Source organism: Streptococcus sp. 27098_8_12, from assembly GCF_041432115.1.
GTDB lineage: Bacteria > Bacillota > Bacilli > Lactobacillales > Streptococcaceae > Streptococcus > Streptococcus parasanguinis_V.
Map to the genome: position 1 here is coordinate 93110 of NZ_JAPVZA010000005.1, position 24729 is coordinate 117838.

At 43.5% G+C, this 24729-nt stretch carries 24 protein-coding genes; 5 read left to right on the top strand and 19 right to left on the bottom strand.

What is annotated here, in order from left to right; translation table 11 throughout:
- Positions 1–137: 137 nt before the first annotated feature.
- Together O3629_RS03215 and O3629_RS03220 are read left to right on the top strand one after the other, a co-directional pair.
- Complete coding sequence (locus O3629_RS03215) at positions 138–659, top strand: DUF2975 domain-containing protein (protein ID WP_272107302.1); 522 nt, start codon at positions 138–140, stop codon at positions 657–659.
- A gap of 10 nt (positions 660–669) precedes the next feature.
- Positions 670–876 carry a helix-turn-helix transcriptional regulator gene (locus O3629_RS03220; protein WP_003006064.1) on the top strand — a complete coding sequence of 69 codons (207 nt, stop codon included), beginning with the start codon at positions 670–672 and terminating at the stop codon, positions 874–876.
- Positions 877–1381: 505 nt separating this feature from the next.
- On the opposite strand, the gene metG is transcribed toward O3629_RS03220, so the two are convergent.
- The 13 genes from metG to O3629_RS03285 all read right to left on the bottom strand — a co-directional run bounded on the left by metG (position 1382) and on the right by O3629_RS03285 (position 13634).
- Positions 1382–3373 (bottom strand): methionine--tRNA ligase, encoded by a 1992-nt coding sequence (gene metG, locus O3629_RS03225; RefSeq protein ID WP_195326860.1) that lies wholly within the window; start codon positions 3371–3373, stop codon positions 1382–1384.
- Between the two features lie 161 nt (positions 3374–3534).
- Positions 3535–4227, bottom strand: coding sequence for a phosphoglycerate mutase (locus O3629_RS03230; protein ID WP_003012031.1), 693 nt, complete (start codon positions 4225–4227; stop codon positions 3535–3537).
- A 144-nt stretch (positions 4228–4371) separates the two neighbouring features.
- The gene (locus O3629_RS03235; protein ID WP_003006041.1) at positions 4372–4818 is read right to left on the bottom strand and encodes a Fur family transcriptional regulator; all 447 of its coding nucleotides are present in this window, start codon (positions 4816–4818) and stop codon (positions 4372–4374) included.
- Positions 4819–5235: 417 nt separating this feature from the next.
- Positions 5236–5511, bottom strand: coding sequence for an HU family DNA-binding protein (locus O3629_RS03240; RefSeq protein ID WP_003006038.1), 276 nt, complete (start codon positions 5509–5511; stop codon positions 5236–5238).
- A 110-nt stretch (positions 5512–5621) separates the two neighbouring features.
- A complete protein-coding gene (locus tag O3629_RS03245) occupies positions 5622–6455 on the bottom strand; it encodes a DegV family protein (protein ID WP_118095796.1) in 834 nt (277 codons plus the stop codon).
- A gap of 88 nt (positions 6456–6543) precedes the next feature.
- Positions 6544–7272, bottom strand: coding sequence for a metallophosphoesterase (locus O3629_RS03250; protein ID WP_371608708.1), 729 nt, complete (start codon positions 7270–7272; stop codon positions 6544–6546).
- Positions 7273–7294: 22 nt separating this feature from the next.
- Complete coding sequence (recN, locus tag O3629_RS03255; protein WP_371608709.1) at positions 7295–8953, bottom strand: DNA repair protein RecN; 1659 nt, start codon at positions 8951–8953, stop codon at positions 7295–7297.
- A gap of 6 nt (positions 8954–8959) precedes the next feature.
- Entirely contained in the window at positions 8960–9394 is a 435-nt protein-coding gene (locus O3629_RS03260) for an arginine repressor (RefSeq protein ID WP_003012247.1), read from the bottom strand.
- Positions 9384–10202 (bottom strand): TlyA family RNA methyltransferase, encoded by an 819-nt coding sequence (locus O3629_RS03265; RefSeq protein ID WP_371608710.1) that lies wholly within the window; start codon positions 10200–10202, stop codon positions 9384–9386. Before O3629_RS03265 ends, O3629_RS03260 begins: the two co-directional genes overlap by 11 nt.
- On the bottom strand, positions 10195–11070 hold the full coding sequence (locus O3629_RS03270; RefSeq protein ID WP_371608711.1) for a polyprenyl synthetase family protein: 876 nt from the start codon (positions 11068–11070) through the stop codon (positions 10195–10197). The genes O3629_RS03265 and O3629_RS03270 overlap by 8 nt, the downstream gene beginning before the upstream one ends.
- Complete coding sequence (locus tag O3629_RS03275) at positions 11067–11279, bottom strand: exodeoxyribonuclease VII small subunit (protein ID WP_003006013.1); 213 nt, start codon at positions 11277–11279, stop codon at positions 11067–11069. Before O3629_RS03275 ends, O3629_RS03270 begins: the two co-directional genes overlap by 4 nt.
- Entirely contained in the window at positions 11257–12597 is a 1341-nt protein-coding gene (xseA, locus tag O3629_RS03280) for an exodeoxyribonuclease VII large subunit (RefSeq protein ID WP_371608712.1), read from the bottom strand. Before xseA ends, O3629_RS03275 begins: the two co-directional genes overlap by 23 nt.
- A gap of 152 nt (positions 12598–12749) precedes the next feature.
- Complete coding sequence (locus O3629_RS03285) at positions 12750–13634, bottom strand: LysR family transcriptional regulator (protein ID WP_049472943.1); 885 nt, start codon at positions 13632–13634, stop codon at positions 12750–12752.
- Between the two features lie 172 nt (positions 13635–13806).
- Here O3629_RS03285 and O3629_RS03290 point away from each other — a divergent pair, with 172 nt between their 5' ends.
- Together O3629_RS03290 and O3629_RS03295 are read left to right on the top strand one after the other, a co-directional pair.
- Positions 13807–15429: a malolactic enzyme gene (locus O3629_RS03290; RefSeq protein WP_371608713.1), complete on the top strand. Its 1623-nt coding sequence runs from the start codon at positions 13807–13809 to the stop codon at positions 15427–15429.
- Positions 15430–15450: 21 nt separating this feature from the next.
- Positions 15451–16725, top strand: a complete 1275-nt coding sequence (locus O3629_RS03295) for a 2-hydroxycarboxylate transporter family protein (RefSeq protein ID WP_049522597.1) — start codon at positions 15451–15453, stop codon at positions 16723–16725.
- 55 nt (positions 16726–16780) lie between these two features.
- Here O3629_RS03295 and O3629_RS03300 read toward each other — a convergent pair whose 3' ends face one another.
- The 6 genes from O3629_RS03300 to O3629_RS03325 form a co-directional block, all read right to left on the bottom strand.
- A complete protein-coding gene (locus O3629_RS03300) occupies positions 16781–18235 on the bottom strand; it encodes a glycoside hydrolase family 32 protein (protein WP_049522596.1) in 1455 nt (484 codons plus the stop codon).
- A gap of 9 nt (positions 18236–18244) precedes the next feature.
- A complete protein-coding gene (locus tag O3629_RS03305; protein WP_254727989.1) occupies positions 18245–19120 on the bottom strand; it encodes an NAD(P)H-hydrate dehydratase in 876 nt (291 codons plus the stop codon).
- Between the two features lie 3 nt (positions 19121–19123).
- A complete protein-coding gene (locus O3629_RS03310) occupies positions 19124–19948 on the bottom strand; it encodes a phosphate ABC transporter ATPase (RefSeq protein ID WP_254727991.1) in 825 nt (274 codons plus the stop codon).
- A 178-nt stretch (positions 19949–20126) separates the two neighbouring features.
- Positions 20127–20900, bottom strand: coding sequence for an HAD-IIB family hydrolase (locus O3629_RS03315; protein ID WP_371608714.1), 774 nt, complete (start codon positions 20898–20900; stop codon positions 20127–20129).
- A gap of 13 nt (positions 20901–20913) precedes the next feature.
- Positions 20914–21768 carry a bifunctional methylenetetrahydrofolate dehydrogenase/methenyltetrahydrofolate cyclohydrolase gene (locus O3629_RS03320; RefSeq protein ID WP_371608715.1) on the bottom strand — a complete coding sequence of 285 codons (855 nt, stop codon included), beginning with the start codon at positions 21766–21768 and terminating at the stop codon, positions 20914–20916.
- 165 nt (positions 21769–21933) lie between these two features.
- A complete protein-coding gene (locus tag O3629_RS03325; RefSeq protein ID WP_003005989.1) occupies positions 21934–22164 on the bottom strand; it encodes a DUF1797 family protein in 231 nt (76 codons plus the stop codon).
- A gap of 248 nt (positions 22165–22412) precedes the next feature.
- Between O3629_RS03325 and O3629_RS03330 the strand changes: the two genes are divergently transcribed.
- A complete protein-coding gene (locus O3629_RS03330; protein ID WP_371608716.1) occupies positions 22413–24671 on the top strand; it encodes an AAA family ATPase in 2259 nt (752 codons plus the stop codon).
- Positions 24672–24729: the final 58 nt, after the last annotated feature.

A 24729-nucleotide genomic window follows, 5' to 3' on the forward strand; every position in this document is an offset into this window, starting at 1 on the left:
AGAGAATACCTGTTTTTCAAAAACAATATTTTGTTTATCGTTATTTTTTTATCGTTTTTCGATACTTTTTTATTGACTAATTTTTTATAAGGAGTATACTATAAGTGAAAAATAAATAAACTTCAAGGAGGCTTGCGATGAAAAACTCAAAAACCTTAAAAAATGTCATTGAAGTCTTGACGGCTTTCATTTACTTCTGTGGCTTTATGACTGTGGCTGCACTGGTCGTCCACCTGCTTTCACGGATGGGAGTGTTTAAAGATCTCATTCAAACTGGACGCTTGTCCTTTGATGTGAATGGCATCCAGCTCTTCCCCAAACATCTGCAACCTCTCTGGCAGTTGCTCTTCCCACTAGCCTCAAGCGCTATCTATATTTACCTTCTCATCACCATTCGCAGCTTCCTCCAAAATCTCTACCAAGAAAAGATCTTTTCTCACTCCAACATTGATCTTTGCAACCGAGCTTGGAAGATTCTCTTGGTCTTGTCCTTTATGTCTGGCACACTTGAGACCAGTGGCAATGCTTATCTCCTTCCCTTCACTTTCCAATTTACCTTTAACACAGGGCTTCTCCTTGCCGTTCCAATCGTCTGGGTCTCTGGCAAGATTTTAGAGAGAGGGATTGAGATTGCCGAAGAAAATGAGCTAACCATTTAAGGAGGGTGCCATGATTATCGTCAATCTAGATGTCATGCTGGCCAAGCGGAAAATGAAATCCAATGAGCTAGCCGATAAAATCGGCATCACGACAGCCAACCTCTCCATTCTCAAGACCGGCAAGGCCAAAGCCATCCGCTTCACCACCCTTGAAGCCATCTGCAAAGAACTCGACTGCCAGCCAGGAGATATCCTAGAATACCGGCCGGATGAATAGGAAAATATAATTTGAGACCTTCCTTGGGTGAGGACGGACGGTAGCGAATCCCTTTGGGATTCCATACCTAAGATTTGAGCCTACTGTCTCAAATCTCCCGAAAGTCTGAAATGATACCGTTTCAGACTCTTTTCTCACTGCGGAAGTCTCCATTAATATCCATTACTAATAGGACTCAAATACCATCCTTGTAAAACTCAATGATGGGAACTATATCAATACAAGAAAAGCACTCCCGCGGGAGTGCTTGAGAGCGTATACAATTTGTTCTTCCTTACAAATCAAATTAATTTTATAAAAATCAAAAAATTTATTCGTTAGAATTATTCAATCATCTACTGAAACTTTCCGCCGTGAGAAAAGTGCTAGAAACAATTGTGTTTCTAGCACTCGGGAGTTTTGGAACCTAGGGTCCAAAACTAAGTCATGGAACTTCTTCGAAGTTCGCTGACGTCCGTACTCACCTAAGGAAAGTTTTTTAGATGATTTTTTCTTTTTCTATCGTTTAGCCGATGATGCTTCCATTTGGAACAGATGGATCAACTGTTAAGACTGTTAATTGATCTCCGTGTTCTGCGGAAAGAATCATGCCTTGGCTGACATATTTCTTCATCATCTTACGTGGTTTAAGGTTGGCCACGATTTGAAGTTTTTTACCGACCAATTCTTGTTCATTTGGATAGAATTTCGCGATACCAGAGAGGATTTGACGGTCTTCGCCATCTCCTGCGTCTAGGCGGAAGCGAAGCAGTTTGTCTGATCCTTCGACGCGTTCCACTTCTTTGACTTCTGCTACACGGATTTCAACCTTGTCAAAGTCTTCAAATTTGATCTCGTCTTTTTCAGACTTGAGTTCCACTTCTTCTGGAATCCATTCTTTTTCTTTTGGTTTTCCAGCAGTCATTTGAGATTGGATGTAGGCAATTTCTTCTTCCATGTCGAGACGTGGGAAGATTGGAGTTCCTTTGGCAACCACTGTGACATTTTCAGGGAAACCTGCTAGGGTCAAGTTTTCAAGATCGAAGTCCAAGCCCAAGCCAAGTTGTTCCATGATGGCATTTGAGGTGTTCATCATGAATGGTTGGATCAAGTGAGCCACAACACGAAGGCTAGCCGCTAAGTGAGCCATGACCGCTGCCAATTGTTCCTTGTCCCCATCTTCTTTAGCGAGGACCCAAGGAGCAGTCTCATCGATGTACTTATTGGTCCGAGAGATGATGTTCCATACGGCTTCCAAAGCGCGTGGGTAATCAACCGCGTTCATTTGCTTGTGGTATTCTGCGATGTTTTCTTCAACTACCTTAGCCAAATCTGCATCAAATGCAGTGACATTTTCCACATAAGCTGGAACTTGACCACCAAAGTATTTGTTAATCATGGCTACCGTCCGGTTAAGGAGGTTTCCAAGGTCATTGGCCAATTCATAGTTGATACGAGCCACGTAGTCTTCTGGTGTGAAGGTCCCATCAGAACCAACTGGAAGGCTACGCATGAGGTAGTAACGGAGTGGATCCAAGCCGAAGCGTTCCACCAACATTTCTGGATAGATGACATTCCCTTTAGACTTCGACATCTTGCCGTCTTTCATGACAAACCAACCATGGGCAATCAAGCGTTCTGGCAATTTGATATCCAACATCATTAGAAGGATTGGCCAGTAGATCGAGTGGAAACGAAGGATGTCTTTTCCAACCATGTGGAAGACGGTTCCGTTCCAGAATTTATCAAAGTTTTCATGATCTTCTTGACCGTAACCAAGAGCCGTCACATAGTTGAGAAGGGCATCAATCCATACATAGACCACGTGTTTTGGATTAGATGGAACTGGGACTCCCCAAGTAAAGGTAGTCCGAGATACTGCCAAATCTTCCAAGCCTGGCTCGATGAAGTTTTTCAACATTTCATTGAGACGACCATCTGGCGTGATGAAATCTGGTTGGGATTTGAAAAATTCAACCAAGCGGTCTTGGTATTTGCTGAGACGAAGGAAATAAGATTCTTCAGAAACCCATTCTACTTCGTGGCCTGATGGGGCTACCCCACCGATGACCTTGCCATTCTCATCACGGTAAACCTCAGCCAATTGGCTTTCTGTAAAGAACTCCTCATCAGAGACTGAATACCAGCCAGAGTACTCACCCAAGTAGATGTCATCTTGTGCCAGCAAGCGTTCAAAGACCTGGGCCACCACTTTTTCATGGTAGTCGTCTGTCGTACGGATGAATTTATCATATGAGATATCGAGTAATTGCCAGAGTTCTTTCACTCCAACGGCCATCCCATCTACATAAGCTTGCGGCGTGATCCCAGCTTCTTCTGCTTTCTGCTGGATCTTTTGACCGTGCTCATCAAGACCAGTCAGGTAGAACACATCGTAGTTCATCATACGTTTGTAACGCGCCAAGACGTCACAGGCGATCGTTGTGTATGCTGAACCAATATGCAATTTACCAGATGGGTAATAGATAGGGGTTGTGATGTAGAATGATTTTGTCATGTTTCTTTTCCTTTCAGGGCTAATGGAACCCAATTTAGTAACACTCTATTATAACATTTTTAGGAGACCCTGAAAACCCAAAACCAGCTAGGAGCTTGGAAAGACAAGCAAAAAAGCTGACCGAAGTCAGCTTTCTATGATTGATAACGAATCACGCTATCTTACTTTCCAAGATAGTATTCTTTTACAACGTTCAATTTTTCGTCAAATTCGAATACCAATGGTGGGAAGTTAGGGATTTCCACATCCATGATTTCGTCGTCTGACAATTGTTTGATATGTTTTACAAGAGCACGGATTGAGTTACCGTGTGCTCCTACGAATACGTTTTTACCGTCTTTAAGAGCTGGAGCGATTTTATCTTCCCAGAATGGAAGAGCACGTTCCAAAGTAACTTTCAAGTTTTCAGCATCTGGAATCACTGAATCGTCAAGTGAAGCATAACGACGGTCAGTGTGTGCTGAGTGTTCATCATCACGGTCCATTGCAGGAGGCAATACATCGTATGAACGACGCCAGATGTGAACTTGTTCATCACCAAATTGTTCAGCAGCTTCTGCTTTGTTTTTACCAGTCAAACCACCGTAGTGACGTTCGTTCAAGCGCCATGATTTTTCAACTGGGACCCACAATTGGTCAGAAGCTTCAAGCGCAAGGTTTGTTGTTTTGATCGCACGTTTCAATACTGAAGTGTATGCTTGGTCAAATTCGATACCAGCTTCTTTGATCAATTTACCAGCGTCGATCGCTTGTTGTGTACCTTTTTCAGACAAATCAACATCAGCCCAACCAGTGAAAAGGTTAGCTTTGTTCCATTCAGACTCACCGTGGCGAGCAAAAACCAATTTTACCATTAGATGGATCTCCTTTTTATTCTCCGAGGTTTCCCCCGTTTATCTATTTTATTCTACTAGATTTTCAGTAAAAAATCTAGTGGCGACCATAGAAAAGTGCAATTTCTCACAAAAAAGAGCCTGACGGCTCTGCTTTCTCTCACATTAATTTTTCTGACAGTCGGGACAAATGCCATAGACCGTCATCTGGGTCTTGGTGATCTGGTAGCCACTTTGACTGGCTGCTTCTTCGCGAAGATCTGGGACTTCAATGTCCACATCTGCGATACGGCCACATTTTTCACACACCACATTCAAATGGTCATGCCCCATGAAATCAAAATAGGTCGTGGTATCATTGCGAACCTTGATCTCAGAGACAACCCCCTCATCAATTAAAACCTTGATATTGTTGTAGACAGTTGCTAGACTCATGCTTGGAAACTGAGGCAATAAATCACGATAGATCTTCTCAGCGCTTGGATGTTCATGACTCGCCACTAAATAGGAAAGAACTGCTCTACGGGTATCAGTAATCCGAATACCCTTGGCACGCAAATTTTGCAAGACTTCTTCCACGCGCTCTTCTTCATGACGATGCAATGCGTTCACTATGATTCCCCCTTTCCAATATGATTTAATCGATTCGTTACCCTTATTATATCATGTTTCAAAATAAATCACTATTTAGAATGCTTTTAATTAAAAAAAATGTCCGGGGGACATTTTTTTCACGAGCCTGAAAATGGAAGAGCGAGTCTAATCTACTCTCAGCCGATCCAACTGGTCATCCAGCGCACGGTTCCTAGGATCATTTTGACCACGAGGATCATAAAACAGAACTCCAGTACGAACCACAGCCCTTTCAGTAGATACAAAATAGGTCGGATAAACAACAAGGCAAAGAGTCCTAAAATGAATCGCATGGTCTCTTCTCTCTCTTTCTTTTTTCCTATTATACCCTTATCCTATAGAGCTGTCCAACAAAAAAACCATCCTAGAAATCTAGGATGGCTTTTCAAAATGCAATTATTTAACTGCTTCTTTAAGAGCTTTACCAGCTTTGAATGCTGGAACTTTAGAAGCTGCGATTTTGATTTCTTTACCAGTTTGTGGGTTGCGACCTTTACGAGCTGCACGTTCACGAACTTCAAAGTTACCAAAACCGATCAATTGAACTTTTTCACCTTTTGAAAGGTATTCTGAAACTGCTGCGAATACAGCATCAACAGCTGCTGCTGAATCTTTTTTAGTCAATTCTGTAGCTTCTGCCACTTTTGCGATCAAATCTTGTTTGTTAGCCATTTAACAAATCCTCCAAATTTTTTTAGGCTTTACGCCTTAACAGTACTATAATATCTAAAAAAAGCCTTTAGGTCAAGTACTAAACCTGTTTTTTCAAACATTTATTCAGCTTATTCGTAGCGCACCAAAACTGCAAATGCATTCTCACCTGTATGGGTTTGAATAATCGATCCAGTTTCGAGAACTGGGATTGCTTTTTCAACGAGCGATTGCAACTGAGCCTTCATTTCATTGGCCCACTCTGGTGTCCCTGCGTAAGAAATCCCGATCTCAGCCACCTTACTATGGGAAAGTTTCTCTACCAATTCATCCAACCATTTCTTAAAGGTCTTGTTTCCACGTCCTTTGACGATTGGTTCCAACTGATGGTCCTTCATTTGCATCACCACACGGATGTTAAGAAGCGAGCTCAAAAGTCCGGTAACACGGCCAATCCGACCACCTTTTACTAGATTTTCCAAGGTAGATACGCCGATATACAACTCTGTCTTTTCTTTGACTTCTTCAATACGAGCTAAAACGGTGTCTAGATCTGCTCCTTCTTTAGCCAACTTAGCTGCCTCAACCACTTGGAACTTCATGGCTTGGTCTGTAAAGCCACTATCAATCACGGTCACATCTGCCCCTGATAAGGTTGCCCCTTGGCGAGCCGCCTCTACGGTTCCTGACAAGGCATGAGACATATGAATTGAAACGATATGAGCTCCGTCTGCTGCTAACTTTTCATACACCTCCGCAAAGACTCCAACGGGTGGTTGGCTGGTCTTTGGAAGATTTTTGCTAGACTGCATTAAGCGCAAGAAGTCCCCTTCGCCCAACTCACTGTCGGAATAAAGGACTCCATCCACCATAACAGAAAGTGGCACAATGGTGATGCCATATTCTTCAACCACTTCAGGCTCAATTGTAATAGATGAGTCTGTAACTATTTTAATATTTGCCATATATTCCTATACTCTTCCTAGAATGTTCTGCTTTTATTATATCAAAAAACACGGGGTTTTGCAGTGAAAGATAACTAGTTCGGCTCCCTTAATCATCTGCAGCAGAAAAACCTGTATTGTGAAGGACATGGTCTTGGACAATTCCTTGATCATCCAAGAGCAACCCATGAAGAACCCCTCCATAAACAGCGCCCCCATCGACACCCATTTTTTGATCTGAAATCCAAAGATTTTCGGTACCGACTGGCTCATTGAGCAGTCCATAGACCGGTGTATGACCAAAGACGATCCATTTGCCTGTCTGATTCTCCGCTTCATGGAATGGTTTTCGGATCCAGACCTTTTGGTAATCACTGGTTTCCCGCCAATTTTCAAGGGTTAAATCCACACCGGCATGAACAAAGTAATAGCTCTCTGTCTCATAGTCAAAGGGCAAACTGCGGATGAAGGCCACCAATTCAGGAACAGCGCTCTCTACTGCTTGCGCATCTGCAACCCCATCTACAGGAGCATCGAGCGGGCGTCCCAATAGAGAATTAATGGTCGTATCGCCACCATTTCTTCGGTAGTGGTCATAACGCTCTTCTGGATTGTCCAACCAAGCTAAAAACATGTACTCGTGGTTCCCGGAAAGGCAAACAGCTCCATGATGGTCTACGTAGTCTTTTACAATCTTAATCGATCGTTTGCTGTTTTCGCCTCGATCTATCAAATCCCCTAAAAAGACCAATTGAGCTTTTCCATCCCACTCTGTCATGAGCTCTTCTAGCATTTGTGCTTTCCCGTGAATATCTCCGACTACAAAGTATGTTGACATGGTTATAAACCTTCTTTCTCTCTTAACGCTTGAGAAGTTGCTCTGCCTGTTGACGGGCAGCTTCCGTTAGATCCTCTCCTGCCAGCATCTTGGCAATTTCTTCGATTCGTTCTTCTCTATTGAGCAAGCGCACAGTTGATACGGTAGAGTGTGCATCACTGATCTTTTCAATATAGAATTGATAATCCGCTGCTGCGATGACTTGAGGTAGGTGCGAAATAGCAAGCACTTGGCCATTTTGACCAATCTTATGAATTTTCGCTGCGATCGCTTGAGCCACGCGCCCAGAAACTCCTGTGTCCACCTCATCAAAGACGATACTGGTTTTTCCTTCTTTTCGAGAAAAAGCAGACTTAATGGCCAACATCAAGCGTGACAATTCTCCGCCGGATGCTACCTTGACCAGCGGTTTAAAGTCCTCACCTGGGTTGGTCGAAATGTAAAATTCAACAGCTTCATTTCCTTCACGATTAAACTTAGCTTTGCTAAAGCGCACTTGGAAGCGCGCTTTGTCCATGTAGAGGTCCGCTAATTCTTGCTGGATTTCATTTTCTAAAGCTTGGGCCAAGGCATGCCGCTGATCACTCAAATCTTGAGCCAAGGATACCAAACTCTTTTCCAAACGTTTGAGTTCTTTTTCTAATTCCTCAGATGAGAGGTCACTTCCGGTGAGGAGACTATATTCTTTAGTAATTTGCGCCAGGTATTCCAAGACATCCTTGACTTGGCCACCATACTTTCGCGTGATGGAATGAATCAAATCCAAACGCGACTCCACCTGCATGAGGCGATTGCCATCAAACTCCAGACCATCGACCACATCTTCTAAGCGTTTGGTAATGTCCTCAAGGGCATAGAAGGTTTCCGCCAGCTGGCCTGAGAGCTCTTTGTAGCTGGGATCGTATTCTTCGATGCTTTCCAGATCATTCATGGCTGAGCGAACATTGGAGAGGCTCGAAAACTCTTCTGCATCCAGCATGGTATAGGCATTGGTTAGGGTATCTGCGATCATCTTGTGATTGAGCAGGCGTTGGCGTTCTTGCTCCAGACGCACGTCCTCATCCACTTCCAAGGCAGCTGCCTCAATCTCTGCAATCTGAAACTCCAACATCTCAATACGGGCCTTGTTTTCCTGCTGGTTGCGCTGGAGTTCCACCACTTGTTTACGCAGGCGTTTGTAGTCTTCAAAGGTCTGACGATAAGCGTCCTTGGTTTGGAAAAAGGCGGCATCCCCAAATTCATCTAGCATAGTGATATGCAATTGGGGGCGCATGAGTTCTTCCTGATCATGCTGGCCATGGATGTCCACCAAATGTTGACCGACTGCTTTTAAGACCGATAAATTCACCATTTGGCCATTGATCCGGCTGACACTTCGTCCATTTTGCAGGATCTCTCGGCGGATGATCAATTCATCCGTCCACTCTAATCCTTGTTCTTCAAAGAGCGCTGTCAAGTGGCGATTGCTCTCAACAGCAAAGAGACCTTCGATTTCCGCTTTTGGGGCTCCGTGTCGAATGACATCCGTCGTTGCACGGCTTCCCAGCATCATGTTCATAGCATCGATAATGATGGATTTCCCTGCACCTGTTTCCCCTGTCAGTACCGTCATTCCCTTTTCAAAATTTAAGGAAATCTCTTCGATAATGGCAAAGTTCTTAATCGAAATTTCTAATAGCATAGGCTCTTACCACCCAAAGATTGATTTGAGGATGTTCTCTGCTTCTGGTGCGGAATAAGCAATCAGTAAAATCGTATCATCATCTGCAACAATACTAAAGATATGATCTTTATAAATCTCCCGCAAACGACGTTTGACCAAAGGCGCTGTCCCTGGAACCATGGTGAAATTGACATATTCTCCCATGCGACGATGAGACAAGATATTGCTTTCAATCATCCCAATTCCTTGGTGGTGCTTACGTGGCAATTCATAGACATAGGTCATGTCTTTCAGAGGGCGTTTTACGATGCCCAATTCTTTGATATCCCGTGATACTGTCGCTTGGGTTGCTGAGATGCCTTCTTCTTTCAAATGTTCGACGATCTCTTCTTGGGTCCCCACCTCATGATCACGTATAAAGCGACGAATTTTTTCTAATCTGATATTCTTACTCTTCATGTTTAAATTCCTTGTGTGCCAGCTCCACAACAGCCTCCAGCTGCTCTGTACTAGGCTTTGTTTTCTCTTCTTTTTTTTCTAGATACATCAAAAATTCGATGTTGCCATGGCCTCCTTGGATAGGGGAATAATCCACTCCCATTACCGCAAAGCCATGTGTCCCTGCAAAAGTAGCGACCTTTTCAAGAACGGCTAAATGAATCTTAGGATCCTTAATGATCCCATTTTTCCCGATCTGTTCGCGTCCTGCCTCAAACTGAGGTTTCACCAAGGCCACGACTTGTCCATTATCTGCCAAAATCCGGTGAAGGGCTGGCAGAATCAAGTCCAAGGAAATAAAGCTGACATCGATGCTCGCAAAGCTCGGTGTCGCTTCAAAATCACCTGGCTCGGCATATCGGAAATTGAACTGCTCCATCGAGACCACCCGAGGATCATTGCGCAATTTCCAGGCCAACTGATTGGTCCCGACATCCACCGAAAAGACCTGGCTGGCTCCGTTTTGCAGCATGACATCTGTAAAGCCACCTGTAGAAGCTCCAATATCAATCGTAATTTTACCCTCTACAGACAAACCAAATTTGTTCAGTGCTTTTTCTAATTTAAGACCGCCCCGGCTGACATATTTGAGCTTTTCACCCTTTAATTTCAACTCGGTTGCTTCATCAATTTTTTCACCCGGTTTATCGAAGCGCTCACCATTGATGACGGCAACGACAAGACCTGCCATCACCCCTCTTTTGGCTTGTTCGCGGGTATCAAATAGGCCTTGTTTATAGGCTAATACATCCACTCTTTCCTTAGCCATCTATTCGTAATCCTTCTATTAATTTCTTGATCGCTCGCGGATCAAAGTCACAAGCACTTGTAATCTGATCCAACAAGTCCTCGCAAGCGTCTAATTCGCTTGTCAGCAAAGCTTTTGATTCTTCCAATCCCAACAGGGCTGGATAGGTCGATTTTTCAGCTACTAAGTCCTTTTGAGGAGTCTTACCCAAAGCTTCAAAATCAGCGACCAAATCCAAAATATCATCCCGCACTTGAAAAGCCAGGCCTAATTTTTTCCCGATTTTTTCTAAGAGCTGAGCAATGTCTGCTTGCAACTCTAAAATCAAACCTGCTGCGATGAAAGGATAGGCAAGGAGGCGTCCTGTCTTATTGGCATGGATGGTCTTCAACTCTGCTAGTGTGAGCTGTTTGTGCTCCCCTTCCATATCAAGGACTTGGCCAGCTACCATTCCACGACTACCGGAAGCATCCGACAATTCGAGGATCAAGGAGACCTTGACCGCATCAGGAAGGGCACTCGCAGCAATCATCCCAAAGGGATCAAGAAAAAGCGCATCCCCTGCTAAAATCGCCAGGTCTTCTCCAAATTTCTTATGATTGGTCAGTTGTCCCCGACGGTAATCGTCATTGTCCATGGCAGGCAGATCATCGTGAATAAGGCTTCCTGTATGGATCATCTCTAAAGCCCCTGCCACTTGAAAGTGAGCCTCCGTCAATTCCTGCCCAAAAGCCTCTAACAATTCTAGAAGGAGCAAGGGGCGCAGGCGTTTTCCACCTGCCTGGATCGAATACAGGACCGAGTCCACTAAATGGGGGGCAACGGCTTTCTCCTCATAAAAAGAGCGAACTGCTTGCTCTACTCTATTTCGTTTTTCTTCTTGTCTCATGCTAGATCCGCTTCAGTACCATCTGCTTGCATGACCTTGACCAAGGTTTTCTCTGCTTGATCCAAGGTATCTTGCAATTCTTTTGACAACTTCATTCCTTTTTGGAATTCTGTGATGGCTTCTTCTAAAGCCACATCACCACTCTCCAATTTTTGGACAATGGCTTCCAAATCTGCTAAATTTTCTTCAAATTTCTTTTCTTTCGACATGTTTTACCTCTACTTCTAACTGGCCATCTCTCATGATGAGGGATAGCGGATCCCCTTCTGTTACTTTCGCAACGGAATCTAGGACCTGATCTCCTTCCTTGACCATGGCATAGCCACGCGCAATAATCCGACTGGTATCGAGCATCAAGAGGGCTTCTGATAAGCCTTGCACTTTGATCTTTTGCTCTTTTAGGACTTGTTCCATTCGGTTGGTTAAGATTCTCTTATCTTGGAGCAGGCGATCTTGGTAGCGCTCAATACGATGCAAAGGAGACATGGCTTCTAGGCAATGACGCAGACCTTGTAGCTGATTGGCCCCTTCTCCATACGCATCGCGCATCCCTTGTTTCAATCGCAATTGCAACTGGTCAATCTTTTGCAGGTAGCCATCATAGAGTCTTTCAGGCTGTCTAAAAATAACCGATTGACTTAATTTGGCCAAGCGTTCACGATTATAGGCCAAGCGATTGGACATAGCTGTTGCCATGCGGTTCTCCTGCTTTTGTATATGAGACAAGAGATCCAATTTGGTTACTGGAGTGGCCAATTCAGCAGCGGCTGTCGGAGTAGCAGCTCGTCGGTCTGCTACAAAATCGGCTAGAGTCGTATCTGTCTCATGTCCAACACTGGAGATAATCGGAATCCGCGATTCAAAAATGGCTCGCACCACTGCTTCTTCATTAAAGGCCCAGAGGTCTTCAATCGAACCACCCCCACGACCGATAATCAAGACATCCAAATCATCCCGTTGGTTGGCTCTTTGAATATTAGCAACCACCTCACTAGATGCGCCTTCACCCTGAACCTTGGTCGGGTAGAGCACAATCTCTACACCAGGGAAGCGTCGGCTCACCGTTGTGATAATATCGCGAATCACGGCCCCACTTTGACTGGTGATGACCCCGATCTTTCTTGGAAATTGTGGCAGAGCTTGCTTCCACCGATCCTGAAAGAGCCCTTCTTCGGTCAACTTTTTCTTGAGTTGCTCAAATTGGATGGCCAAGGCCCCTACCCCATCTGGCTCAGCCTTTTCAATGACAATGGAATAACTCCCACTTGGCTCATAGAGCTGAATGCGACCGATGACGTTGATCTTCATGCCTTCTTCTAGCTCAAAACCAAAGCTTCGATAAACCCCAGCCCAGACCGTTGCCTGAATGACCGCTTTTTCATCCTTTAATGAAAAATACTGGTGGTTGGGACGTTTTCGGAAATTGGAGACTTGCCCTGTCAGATAAACCCTTTCCAAATAGGGATCCTTATCAAATTTTAATTTCAAATATTTGGTCAAACTTGATACGGATAAATAGTTGGACATAGGAACTCCTTTCTGCAGAATATGATCAAGTTTAATTATACCAAAAAACACCAAAAAAGGCTGGGAGACAAAGCGAAATCATGAATTTCCTTTCTCTACAAGCCTCATTTTATTCAAGTTACCCTCTACTTGTCTGTTTGACACCAGCTTCCTTATTTTTCACACTTCTCTAACCGTTCAATAAAGGAGCTAAGAAGCGCTTGGGGTTCCCCTTCATTTGGATAGGCATAACTAATATAGAAGACTGTTTTTTCCTCTTCAACCAGCGGAATTTTGACAAGATTTGGATATTCTGGAAAGAGAGTCAGATCGGTCATGAGACCAATTCCCAAATTTTCTTCGATGAAACTCAAGACCAAGTTGGAATCGGTCAAGACAACAGTAGACTGGGCTAAATCATCAAAGCGAGCATTCAAGCGTTTAAAAGCCGTCATGTGGACATGATGCTCATCTAACAGAATGAAGGTCTCCTCTAACACCTCTTTAAAAGAAATTTCCTTGCGATCTGCTAGTGGATGATCCTTTGAAACAATCACAAAAAATTCTTTTTTATACAAGAGCTGACTGGTCAAATGCGCGTGTGAAATGGGCTCTAAGCTTCCCAACAGACTAAAATCTAAATCTCCACGCACCAACAAACGCATCAAATCCCTGGAACCTAATTGCACCAATTGCGATTGACGAAAAATCTCAAGCTCTTCATCATGCGTCCCAAATTTTTTCATGATATCGCTAGTGATCAATGGTGGTAGTCCAATGCGCAACAGATTCTTTTTACTTCGTTCAACAGCTTTTTCTGTCTTTTCGATTTCGATTAAAACCTCTCGCGCGTGATTGGCTAAAACCTTCCCCGGCTGAGTTAAGTGCAAGACACGATTAGAAGACGATTTTTCTACCAACTGGCAAGCATAGTGGTCCTCTAAACGCTTGATGGCATAGGTCACAGTCGGTTGACTCACTTGAAAATAATGCGCCACATCTGTATAAGACTTTAATTTCGACAGTTGATAAAAATATTCCAAGTCTCGGATATTCATCTCTATCCCTCTATTTCTACAATTTCCATTTCCTTCATTTTAACACAAAACCCTTACTTATAAAATTTTTTTATAAGGACAAGGGAAGTTGACTATAAGAATTACAGAAGACTATAATGGCTTGCGTGAGAAAAAATCTTACAGATAAATTATTTATGAGGAGTATTTCGCAATGAAATCACATGAAATTTTAAACAATCCTTTCTTAAATAAAGGAACTGCTTTCACAATGGAAGAACGTAAAGAACTTGGCCTGATTGGTCTTCTTCCTCCATATGTTCAAACCATCGAAGAACAAGCTGAACAAGCTTACCAACATTTCTTGCGCAAACCATCAGACCTTGAAAAACGTCTTTTCTTGATGGAAATTTTCAATACAAACCGTACTCTTTTCTACTACCTCTTTAACCAACACATCGTTGAGTTCAACCCAATCGTCTATGATCCAGTGATCGCAGACACCATTGAACAATATTCTGAACTCTTTGTAGACCCACAATATGCCGCTTACCTTGATATTAACCACCCAGAAAATATCGAAGAAACGTTGAAAAATGCAGCTGGCGATCGCGATATCCGCTTGATCGTTGCAACTGATGCAGAAGGAATCCTCGGTATTGGTGACTGGGGTGTCCAAGGGGTTGATATCTCTGTCGGGAAATTGATGGTCTACACTGCTGCAGCCGGAATTGATCCAGCTTGCGTTATGCCTCTTGTCATCGATGCTGGTACCAACCGTGAAGAATTGTTAAACAATCCAATGTATCTGGGGAATCGTCATGAACGTGTTCGTGGTGAAAAATACGATGCCTTTATCGATCAATTCGTTCAAACAGCTGGAAAACTTTTCCCTAAATTGTACCTTCACTGGGAAGACTTCGGTCGTTCAAATGCGGCTGATATCTTGAACCGTTACAAGAAAGAAATTCCAACTTTCAACGATGATATTCAAGGAACTGGGATCGTTGTCTTGGGTGGTATCTTTGGAGCGATGGATATCACTGGTGAAAAATTGACAGACCAAGTTTACCTTTGCTATGGTGGTGGTTCTGCTGGTGCTGGTATCGCAGACCGTGTTCACGCTGAAATGGTTGCTGAAGGTCTTTCTCCAGAAGAAGCTTACAAACGTTTCTTCATGATCGATAAACAAGGTCTTTTGTTTGACGATATGGAAGATTTGACGCCAGCTCAAAAACCATTTGCTAAAAAACGTGCTGACTTCGAAGGTAGAGGCGATATGACCAATCTTCTTGAAGTGATCAAAACAGTGAAACCAACGATCTTGGTCGGAACTTCTACAAACCCAGGTGCCTTCACTAAAGAAGTGGTTGAAGCCATGTGTGAAAACACTGAACGCCCAGTTATCTTCCCAATTTCTAACCCAACCAAGAAATTGGAAGCAACAGCCCAACAAGTCATCGAATGGTCAGACGGTAAAGCCTTTGTCGCTACCGGTGTCCCTTCAGGAACCATTAGCTACAAAGGTGTGAACTACGAAATCGGTCAAGCCAATAACGCTTTGATCTACCCAGGTCTTGGTCTTGGTATGTTGGCCTCTGAAGCCAAATTGTTGACAGACGAAATGATCGGGGCAGCAGCTCACTCATTGTCAGGTATTGTCAATCCAGGTCAACCAGGTGCGCCAGTCCTTCCACCATTCCAATATGTAGCTGACGTGTCTATCAAGGTGGCAGAAGCTGTTGCCAAGAAAGCTCAAGAACAAGGGCTTGCACAAGCTAAAGAAACAGATATGGCCAAAGCTGTACGTGACCTTAAATGGTATCCTAAATACTAATAAGGAGCTGACTGAACAACCATGAAAAAATTGAATGAAATCAACATTTCCGGTGTCAGTCTTCCTCTATATGCATTCATCGTCATCGTTCTTTCGGTGACGATTGCTATGGGGAAACTCCCACTCAATATGCTTGGACTAACCCTCCTTTTGGTCGTCATGGGGCATCTTCTCTACTTTATCGGTGAGAAACTGCCAATTATGAATTCTTACCTAGGTGGAGGATCCGTCTTCACCTTACTAGGAGCTACTCTTCTAGCGACCTTCCATGTTATTCCGGCAAACATCATCACAGCTACCAAGGGCTTTTTGGGAGATTCCTTTGGCTTTCTGGATTTTTATATCGCAGCCTTGATTTGTGGGGCTATTCTAGGGATGAATCGCAATCTCTTGGTAAAAGCTTCTGCTCGCTTTATTCCTGTTTCCTTGGTCACCATGGTCATTGGGGCTCTCTCTGTTGGGATCGTTGGAAGCCTTTTGGGACAAGGATTTGGACATTCGATTCTCTATGTTTCCTTCCCACAAATGGTCGGAGGAATGGGAGCTGGAATCCTGCCTCTTTCAAAGATATACGCTGCTAATCTCCATGGAAGCCAAGCAGCCATCTTCTCTCAATTGGCACCCGCTACCACACTTGGTAATATCCTTGCCATCATTGGAGCTGTTTTGATCGTCAAAATCTTTGCAGACAGTCCTTACAATGGTCACGGTGTCTTGATTCCCGTCAATAAAGATGAATTGAAGAAAGAAAAACTCATACTTGATCCGACCCAAATCGGAGTTGGAATGATGTTTGCCTTTAGTATTTTTCTTATCGGGGTCATCTGCAATGCCTTTGTTCCAAAAATCCACAGTTATGCCTTCATGATTATCATCGTCTTTATCCTGAAAGCTTTCAATGCTGTCCCAAAACCTTTGGAAAACTGTGTGGTTATGTTCAACCAAGTCATTATGACCAACCTCACCCATGCAGTCCTAGCTGGGATTGGTCTTTCCTTGATTGACCTTTCAACTCTAGCTATGGCGATGACCTGGCAATTCATTCTCCTAAGCTTGACCTCTGTTCTAGCTATGGGGCTTGCTTCTGCTTTGATCGGAAAACTGGTTGGATTGTATCCAGTCGAGACTGCTATCGGATCTGGTATGATCAATAACTCGATGGGAGGAACCGGAAATATCGCTGTTCTCTCCGCATCTGATCGTATGGAAATGATCGCCTTCGCCCAAATGGCCAACCGACTGAGCGGTGCTATCATCCTCATTCTGGGAGGACTCCTCGCTTCCATTCTTTCCTAATACAAAAGACAAGTCATAGAACTTGTCTTTTTTTCTTTAGGAGGCTATTGATTTCCTATTTTTGATAGGTTTTTACGACCCAATCGATCCCTTCATCTGCCGTGAGGGTATAGACGGGATTTTGACTCGTTTCATAAAAGGTCATCGAGAGAGTTTTACCATCAACGAATACTTCAATTGAGTTGGTATCGCGAATGATCGAAAAATGATGATCTTTTTCAGCATCCAACTGAATCCATCTCGATTGAAATGCTGGATTTTCTTTTCCAGAAATTGGGTGCCCAAATTGGTCTCGACTTAAGCTAAAGCGTTTTTGAGAGGCGTCGTAACTCAATTGCAAGACACTATCAGGATCAGTTTCATCACCATAACCTAGGATAAAGGAGCGACCCGGTTTGGCATTTAGTTCAAACAAGGTTTGTTTCCCTTTCGCTGGGATCGTGATCTGATTGGCCTTAACAATGGTTTCTGACGCATGCTCTACAAGAAAGTGTTCTTTCACTGACTCAGGTAACCCCTGAACCAATCGTCCGTTTTTCAGAGACAATTTTCTTGGAAGAGTCATACTACCTGCCCACCCATGAGCTAAATCATGACTGGGGATAGACCGGTGCCACATTTGCATCCAGGCAACCATGTATCGTTCGCCATTTGGTCCTTGACAAGTTTGAGGGGCATAGAAATCCAAACCACCATCGATTTCATCATAGGAATCGACATGAAAGCGCCCCGTTTCCCAATTCATGTCACCGATAAAGGCAACCGTCGAATTTAAATTCCAGTATTTTTCTTGCTGCCTTTCCATTTCAATGGGAGACAGGATCAAGACCCATTTGCCATCTAAAGGGAAGAAATCGGGACACTCCCACATAATCCCTTGCCCTTTTTCACCTTCTAAAAGAACTGATGTAAAGGTCCAATCTACTAGATTACTTGATGCAAATAGGAGAATTTGACCTCTGTCATCTGGCGTCTTAGAAGCAACGACAGCGTAATAGTTTCCTTGGTATTCAAATACTTTAGGATCACGAAAATCTGCAATATCTGCGATCCCCTCAATATGTTGAGCATGGATCACTGGATTAGTAGGCAACTTTTCAAAGGTAATGCCATCTGTCGACACCGCAAGACACTGCGTCTCTTCTCGCTTTTCCTCATCGTCTACATGACCCGTATACAGCAAATAGAGCTTGTCATCTTTCACAATAGCACTACCCGAGAAGCAGCCATCCTTATCATAGCTTTCACTTGGCGCTAAAGCTACTGGCAGTTCTTCCCAATGGAGAAGATCTTTTGATTTGGCATGCCCCCAATGCATGGGACCCCAAACACTATCATAGGGATAGAATTGGTAAAACAAATGGTATTCCCCAAGGAAATAAACAAAGCCATTTGGATCGTTCATCCAGCCGATTGGAGGTAGCAAATGAAATGCTCCTCTATATTGCTGGTTAACCTTTACCCTGTTTTCATCGATATACTGATTTGCTTTTCGAATGCTTTCCTTCATCTTTTTTACCTATTTTCTATTTTCAGTGCTGGCAACCTGGTCTTGGTCACTCCATTTCTTCATCCATTTTGGGATTTCTTGGCTGATGGTTGTCGGTAGAACCACATAAGCCTCCTTGCTCAAGTCTTCAGCAATGGCTGAATGGAGGTAGGTCGCAACCACCACGCGCTCATAGAGACTGACCTGTGGGAATTGACCCGCAAATCCTGCGATCATCCCTGCCAAGGTATCCCCCATTCCACCTGTGGCTTGATAGGGACCACCAACATCTAGCTGATAGCCCTCTTCTTGCCCACTTGTCCAAATGCGGGTGTGAGGCCCTTTTTCTACAATGACAGTCCCTTTAGGAAAGCTTTGAACCGCTTCTCGGCTTCTATCTTCAGTCTGGCTTGCTAGATCAAGTCCTGACAGCTTTTCCCACTCTTTTTGATGAGGGGTAAAGACCAACTGAGCCTCTGGCAGGTCAAACTGAGAGACTGCAAAAAGACTAATAGCCCCTCCATCTAATATCAAGACCTGCTGGCTAGAGACTTGCTCAAAAATCATGTGCAAGATTGCTTGGTTTTCTCTTGCTTCATTTAAGCCCGGTCCTACAAGAATCACGCTGGCTTTTTGGAGCTGCTCACAAAGGAGTTCGTGATCTGCCAAATCAAAGCCCATGGCTTCAGGAAGATGGCTATGAAGGGCTGTCAGATTATCAGGATCTGTTGCGACAGTAACCAGCCCCGCACCACTATGAACCGCAGCAAGGGCTGCCATAATAATAGCTCCTCCATAGGGGTAAGTTCCCCCAATCAAGAGCAGACGACCAAAATCTCCCTTATGACTAGAACGAGGACGCTCAATGATAACTTTTTTCAGTAGAGTTTGATCAATCTCTTTCATACACTACTCCCTCAACTTATCCTTACCATATAGTACTTGATTAACCTTAGTATTCCAAGCCTGTAACCCTTCTCCTTCATAGTCTAGGTAAATCACTCTATCTTGTAATTGACAAGGAATCAAACCTTCAAAACAAGACTTATCTTTTGAAGGAATAACACACAAATGAAGAAAGGTATCCAAATCTAAACTATCTCTTACCTTCGCAACATGATAGCCATCAAACATATAGCCTGGTGCTTGAATTAATTCTTCATACAGAAAATGAAAACTAACACCAGGAATGAACTTTTCTTGTAATTCCTCCTCAGACGGTGCCCGTCCTAACAAACGCTCCATAGCGAGTCGGTAACCCGAAGTCGTATTAGACCATCCGAACATGATATAGTCAAAATAGTCTGCTGGATCAGAAGCTGCATTACGACTATCTGTAACTAACTCAGCCCCACTTTTACCAAATACTTTTACCGCCGACATGAGTTTTCCAATCTGAAAAATAGCCTGAGCCACCTCAACTGTACAAGTATGACTACAATAATTTGAAGTAACTAACTTCCTATGGATATCATAGGTAGAAGCTACAAGCCGATGACTTGGCCTGTAGGGAGGAAAATAGCTATGCTCTTGCAAGTAATCATGAATTTGTATATTTAATTCATGATTCTCACATTCCACAATGGTCTGACGATGATGGTCCTGTTCGTAAGCAATAAACTTTGCTAGCTTCTCCAATTCCCATTCTTGAATCTGTGGATAGTTTTCAAGAGCAAATTGATAAATTCCATCCCACTGGAGACTATAATCTGCATTACAAATTTTTACAAGCATATTCCTTCTCCTCAAATTTTCTTACTATCATTATACTACAAAACAATAGAAAGAAACTTCAATTGACAAAACCTGCTTTACAATAAATAAAAAAAGCCGAGATATTCCTATCTCAACTCTTCTCATACCTTCCTCATTTCTAGCGAAAAAGGAGAAGCCACGACTCCCCCTCCTTCTTTTATTTTCCTCTGAATTCTGCGAAGACTTGCAAGATCTTAGCAGCCACAGCTTGTGGTTGATTTTGTTTGGCTACCAATTGATCATCCGCATAAGGCTGAAGGGCTGGAAAATCACCAATTTGAACTGCATAAAGAGCTTTTTCAAAGAGCTCGATATCATTTTGATCATTGCCAAAAGCCACGAAATTCTCTCCACAGAGTTCTTCTACGGTTGTCGCTTTATGCGTGTCTGCTGGATTGAGATAGATGCATTTTTCATGCGCATGATATCGGATATGGGCCTTATCAGTCTTTTCGATCCGCTCGATGATCTCATCCACGAGCTCCTCATGGCCACCCATATAGATCACGACCTTAATCGGATCTGTCAGCTCCTCTAACGAACGATACTTGGCTTTCTTGAGGGGATCTACATTAGCAACAAAAGGAATCTTTTCCAAAATCTGTCCGCTATAATCAAAGGTATCATCCACAAAAAATGGTAGATTGTAATGGCGACAAAAGCCAAGGACTTCCCGATACACATCCTTGTCCAATTGTTCCTCATATACTAATTGTCCCTGACGATAGGCCAATCCACCATTTAAGCCAATCACGAGTTGCTGACTCAATGAGTCCCCTAAAAGGCCCAAGCTGTCCCGGTAAGAACGTGCAGAAGCAAAGGCGACTTCATGACCAAATTCTTCTGCTCTCAATAAGACCTGTTTGATTTCATCATCGATTGTGACACCATCGAATGACAGGGTTCCATCTAAATCAAATACAAACTTCATCTTGTTCACACTTTCATTTTTTTAAGGCACGAACAGCTGCTTCGTAGGTCTGCTCCATCAGCATGGTGACGGTCATAGGCCCAACCCCTCCTGGAACCGGAGTAATATGACTGGCCAAAGGTGCAACGGATTCAAAATCGACATCCCCACACAATTTGCCATTCTCATCGCGATTCATTCCGACGTCAATAACAACGGCGCCTTCTTTCACGAAGTCTGCTGTTACAAATTTCGCACGACCGATCGCAACAACCAAGATATCTGCTCTTCTAGCAATTTTAGGCAGATGATGGGTCCGGGAATGGGTCAAGGTTACCGTCGCATTTTTGGCGAGGAGCAACTGCGCCATTGGTTTTCCAACGATATTGGAACGACCAATCACGACTGCTCGCTTCCCTTCTAGATCAATCCCGTACTCTTTGAACATCTCCATGATCCCAGCGGGAGTTGAAGGCACCATGAGAGGATTTCCAGCCCACAAGCGTCCCATATTCAATGGATGAAAGCCATCCACATCTTTTGTCGGATCAATGGCTAAAAGGACTGCATCCGCATCGATATGCTTAGGCAGTGGCAACTGCACCAAAATCCCATGCCAAAGGGGATCTTGATTGTAGTGTTCGATCACTTCTAATAATTCAGCTTGGCTAATGCTTTCAGGAAGTCGTCTCACTTCACTCCGAAAGCCTGCCGCAATAGCAGAACGCTCTTTATTTCTTACATAGATTTTGCTAGCTGGATTATCTCCTACCACGATGACAACGAGGCCAGGCACAACTCCTGTCTCTTCTTTTAATCGTGCTGTTTTCTCTGCAATCTCACCCTGTAATTTTGTAGCGAGCGCCTTTCCATCAATGAGTGTCGTCATATCAATTCTCTTTCTAGTCAAGTAATGAAAATAGTCCTCTCTATTATAGCAGATTTCAACTCTCAAACCTAACTGTTCCTAATTAGAATTTCTTATAGACGAAAACTATAGCCAGATGGACAAAAAATGAGCTTGAGACCACCCCAAACTCATCCACACAGCTGCTTAGTAAAGCAATTCATAAATTTCCATTGCAATTAAATCAATGCTATCAAATGTATAGGTTTCACGCGCTTCAACATCACGAAGTGTAAAGGTTGAACCTTCTTCTTCATTGTGGTTGTATGCTACTTCAGCGACAACAACACCGTCACGTTCAAAATTACGTTTCAAGTTTCCACCGTCTTTTGTCATCGTCTCCAAACGGTTGATAATCCGTACTAAATGTGATTCCATTTTATTTCTCCTCTTTACTTTCTACTCTCCTATTTTATCATAAAAGAGAAAGCTCTTCCAATAAAAATTCACATTTTTCCATTGATTTGCTCTCTTCTTCAATCCTGAGCGACATTCCGTAGCAAATTCTTGCAAACTTCTAGAATACTGATATAATGAAACTATAAATCTTTGACTATTTTTGACCTTTTGAAAATAGGCTCGTCTCTTGATGGAAAACCATCAAAAACCTACTGTGAGGTATGTATATGCTTTGTCAAAATTGTAAAATAAATGAATCAACCATCCATTTATATACAAATGTAAATGGACGTCAGCAGCAAGTAGACCTCTGTCAAAATTGCTATAAAATTATGAAAACAGACCCAAATAACAGCTTCTTGAAAGGCATGACCCAACGGAGCCAACTCACTGGAGATCCTTTTGAAGATTTCTTCAATAACCTTGGAAACTTCCAAAGTCCGCAAGAACCTCAAACCCCTCCAACTCAATCTGGAGGCAGTTATGGAGGTGGCGGTTACGGCCAAAACAATAACCGTAGCGGCAGTCAAGACCCACGTCAAGCTCGCCCTCAAAAGCCTAAAGGACTATTAGAAGAATTTGGTATCAATGTCACAGAAATTGCCCGCAAAGGGGATATTGACCCTGTCATCGGCCGTGATGAAGAAATTATCCGTGTCATCGAAATTCTCAACCGTCGAACCAAGAACAATCCGGTTCTGATCGGAGAACCTGGGGTCGGAAAAACTGCCGTTGTGGAAGGCTTGGCCCAAAAAATCGTCGATGGAGACGTTCCTCATAAATTGCAAGGAAAAGAAGTCATCCGCCTAGACGTCGTCAGCCTCGTTCAAGGCACAGGTATTCGTGGTCAATTCGAAGAACGCATGCAAAAATTAATGGATGAAATTCGTCAACGTGAAGATGTGATTCTTTTCATCGACGAAATCCATGAAATTGTTGGCGCAGGATCAGCCGGTGAAGGTAATATGGACGCTGGAAATATCCTCAAACCAGCCTTGGCGCGTGGTGAACTCCAATTGGTCGGTGCTACTACCCTCAATGAATACCGCATCATTGAAAAAGATGCGGCCTTGGAACGTCGGATGCAACCCGTTAAGGTCGATGAGCCAACGGTTGAAGAAACCATCACCATCCTCAAAGGCATCCAGAAAAAATACGAAGACTACCACCACGTTCACTATACAGACGGGGCCATCGAAGCGGCAGCTATTCTTTCAAACCGCTACATCCAAGATCGCTTCCTGCCAGACAAGGCCATTGATTTGTTGGATGAAGCCGGGTCTAAAATGAACCTGACTCTGAACTTTGTGGATCCAAAAGTTATCGATCAGCGCTTGATTGAAGCTGAAAACCTCAAAGCTCAAGCAACCTGCGAAGAAGACTTTGAAAAAGCAGCCTACTTCCGTGACCAAATCGCGAAATACAAGGAAATGAAAGGTCAACATGTCACCGATCAGGAAACCCCTGTCATCAGTGAAAAAACGATTGAACACATCGTTGAACAAAAGACCAATATTCCTGTTGGTGATTTGAAAGAAAAAGAGCAGTCTCAATTGATCAATCTGGCTTCTGATTTGAAAGCTCATGTGATTGGTCAAGACGATGCCGTAGATAAAATCGCGAAAGCCATTCGACGCAATCGTGTCGGCCTAGGATCGCCTAACCGTCCGATCGGAAGCTTCCTCTTTGTCGGACCAACCGGTGTCGGAAAGACCGAATTGTCTAAACAATTAGCGATCGAGCTCTTTGGTTCTGCAGACAATATGATCCGCTTCGATATGAGCGAATACATGGAAAAACATAGCGTAGCGAAACTTGTCGGAGCTCCTCCGGGCTATGTTGGCTACGATGAAGCTGGACAACTAACGGAAAAGGTCCGTCGCAATCCATACTCTCTCGTGTTGTTGGATGAAGTGGAAAAAGCCCATCCAGATGTCATGCACATGTTCTTGCAAGTCTTGGATGATGGCCGTTTGACAGATGGTCAAGGCCGTACCGTCAGCTTCAAAGATACCATTATCATCATGACCTCTAATGCTGGAACTGGCAAAGCTGAGGCCAATGTTGGTTTTGGAGCTGCTCGCGAAGGTCGAACCAACTCTGTACTTGGAGAACTCGGTAACTTCTTTAGCCCTGAATTCATGAACCGTTTTGATGGCATCATTGAATTCCAACCTCTATCAAAAGAAAATCTTCTCCAAATCGTTACCCTTATGCTGGATGAAGTCAATCAACGTCTCGCACAAAATGAGATTCATCTGGATGTAACAGAGAAGGTCAAAGAAAAATTGGTCGATCTGGGATACGATCCAAAAATGGGGGCCCGCCCACTCCGTCGTACCATCCAAGACCATATCGAAGATGCTATTACCGATTATTACCTGGAACATCCAAGTGAGAAACAACTCAAAGCAGTCATGACCAGCAATGGGAATATTAGTATCAAAGCTGTTCACAAGACGGCCGAAAAGAAGTCAGAATCATAATCAGTAAATGTACATTTAGAGACTGGGACAAAAGTCCTAGCCTCTCAATTATTTTTGG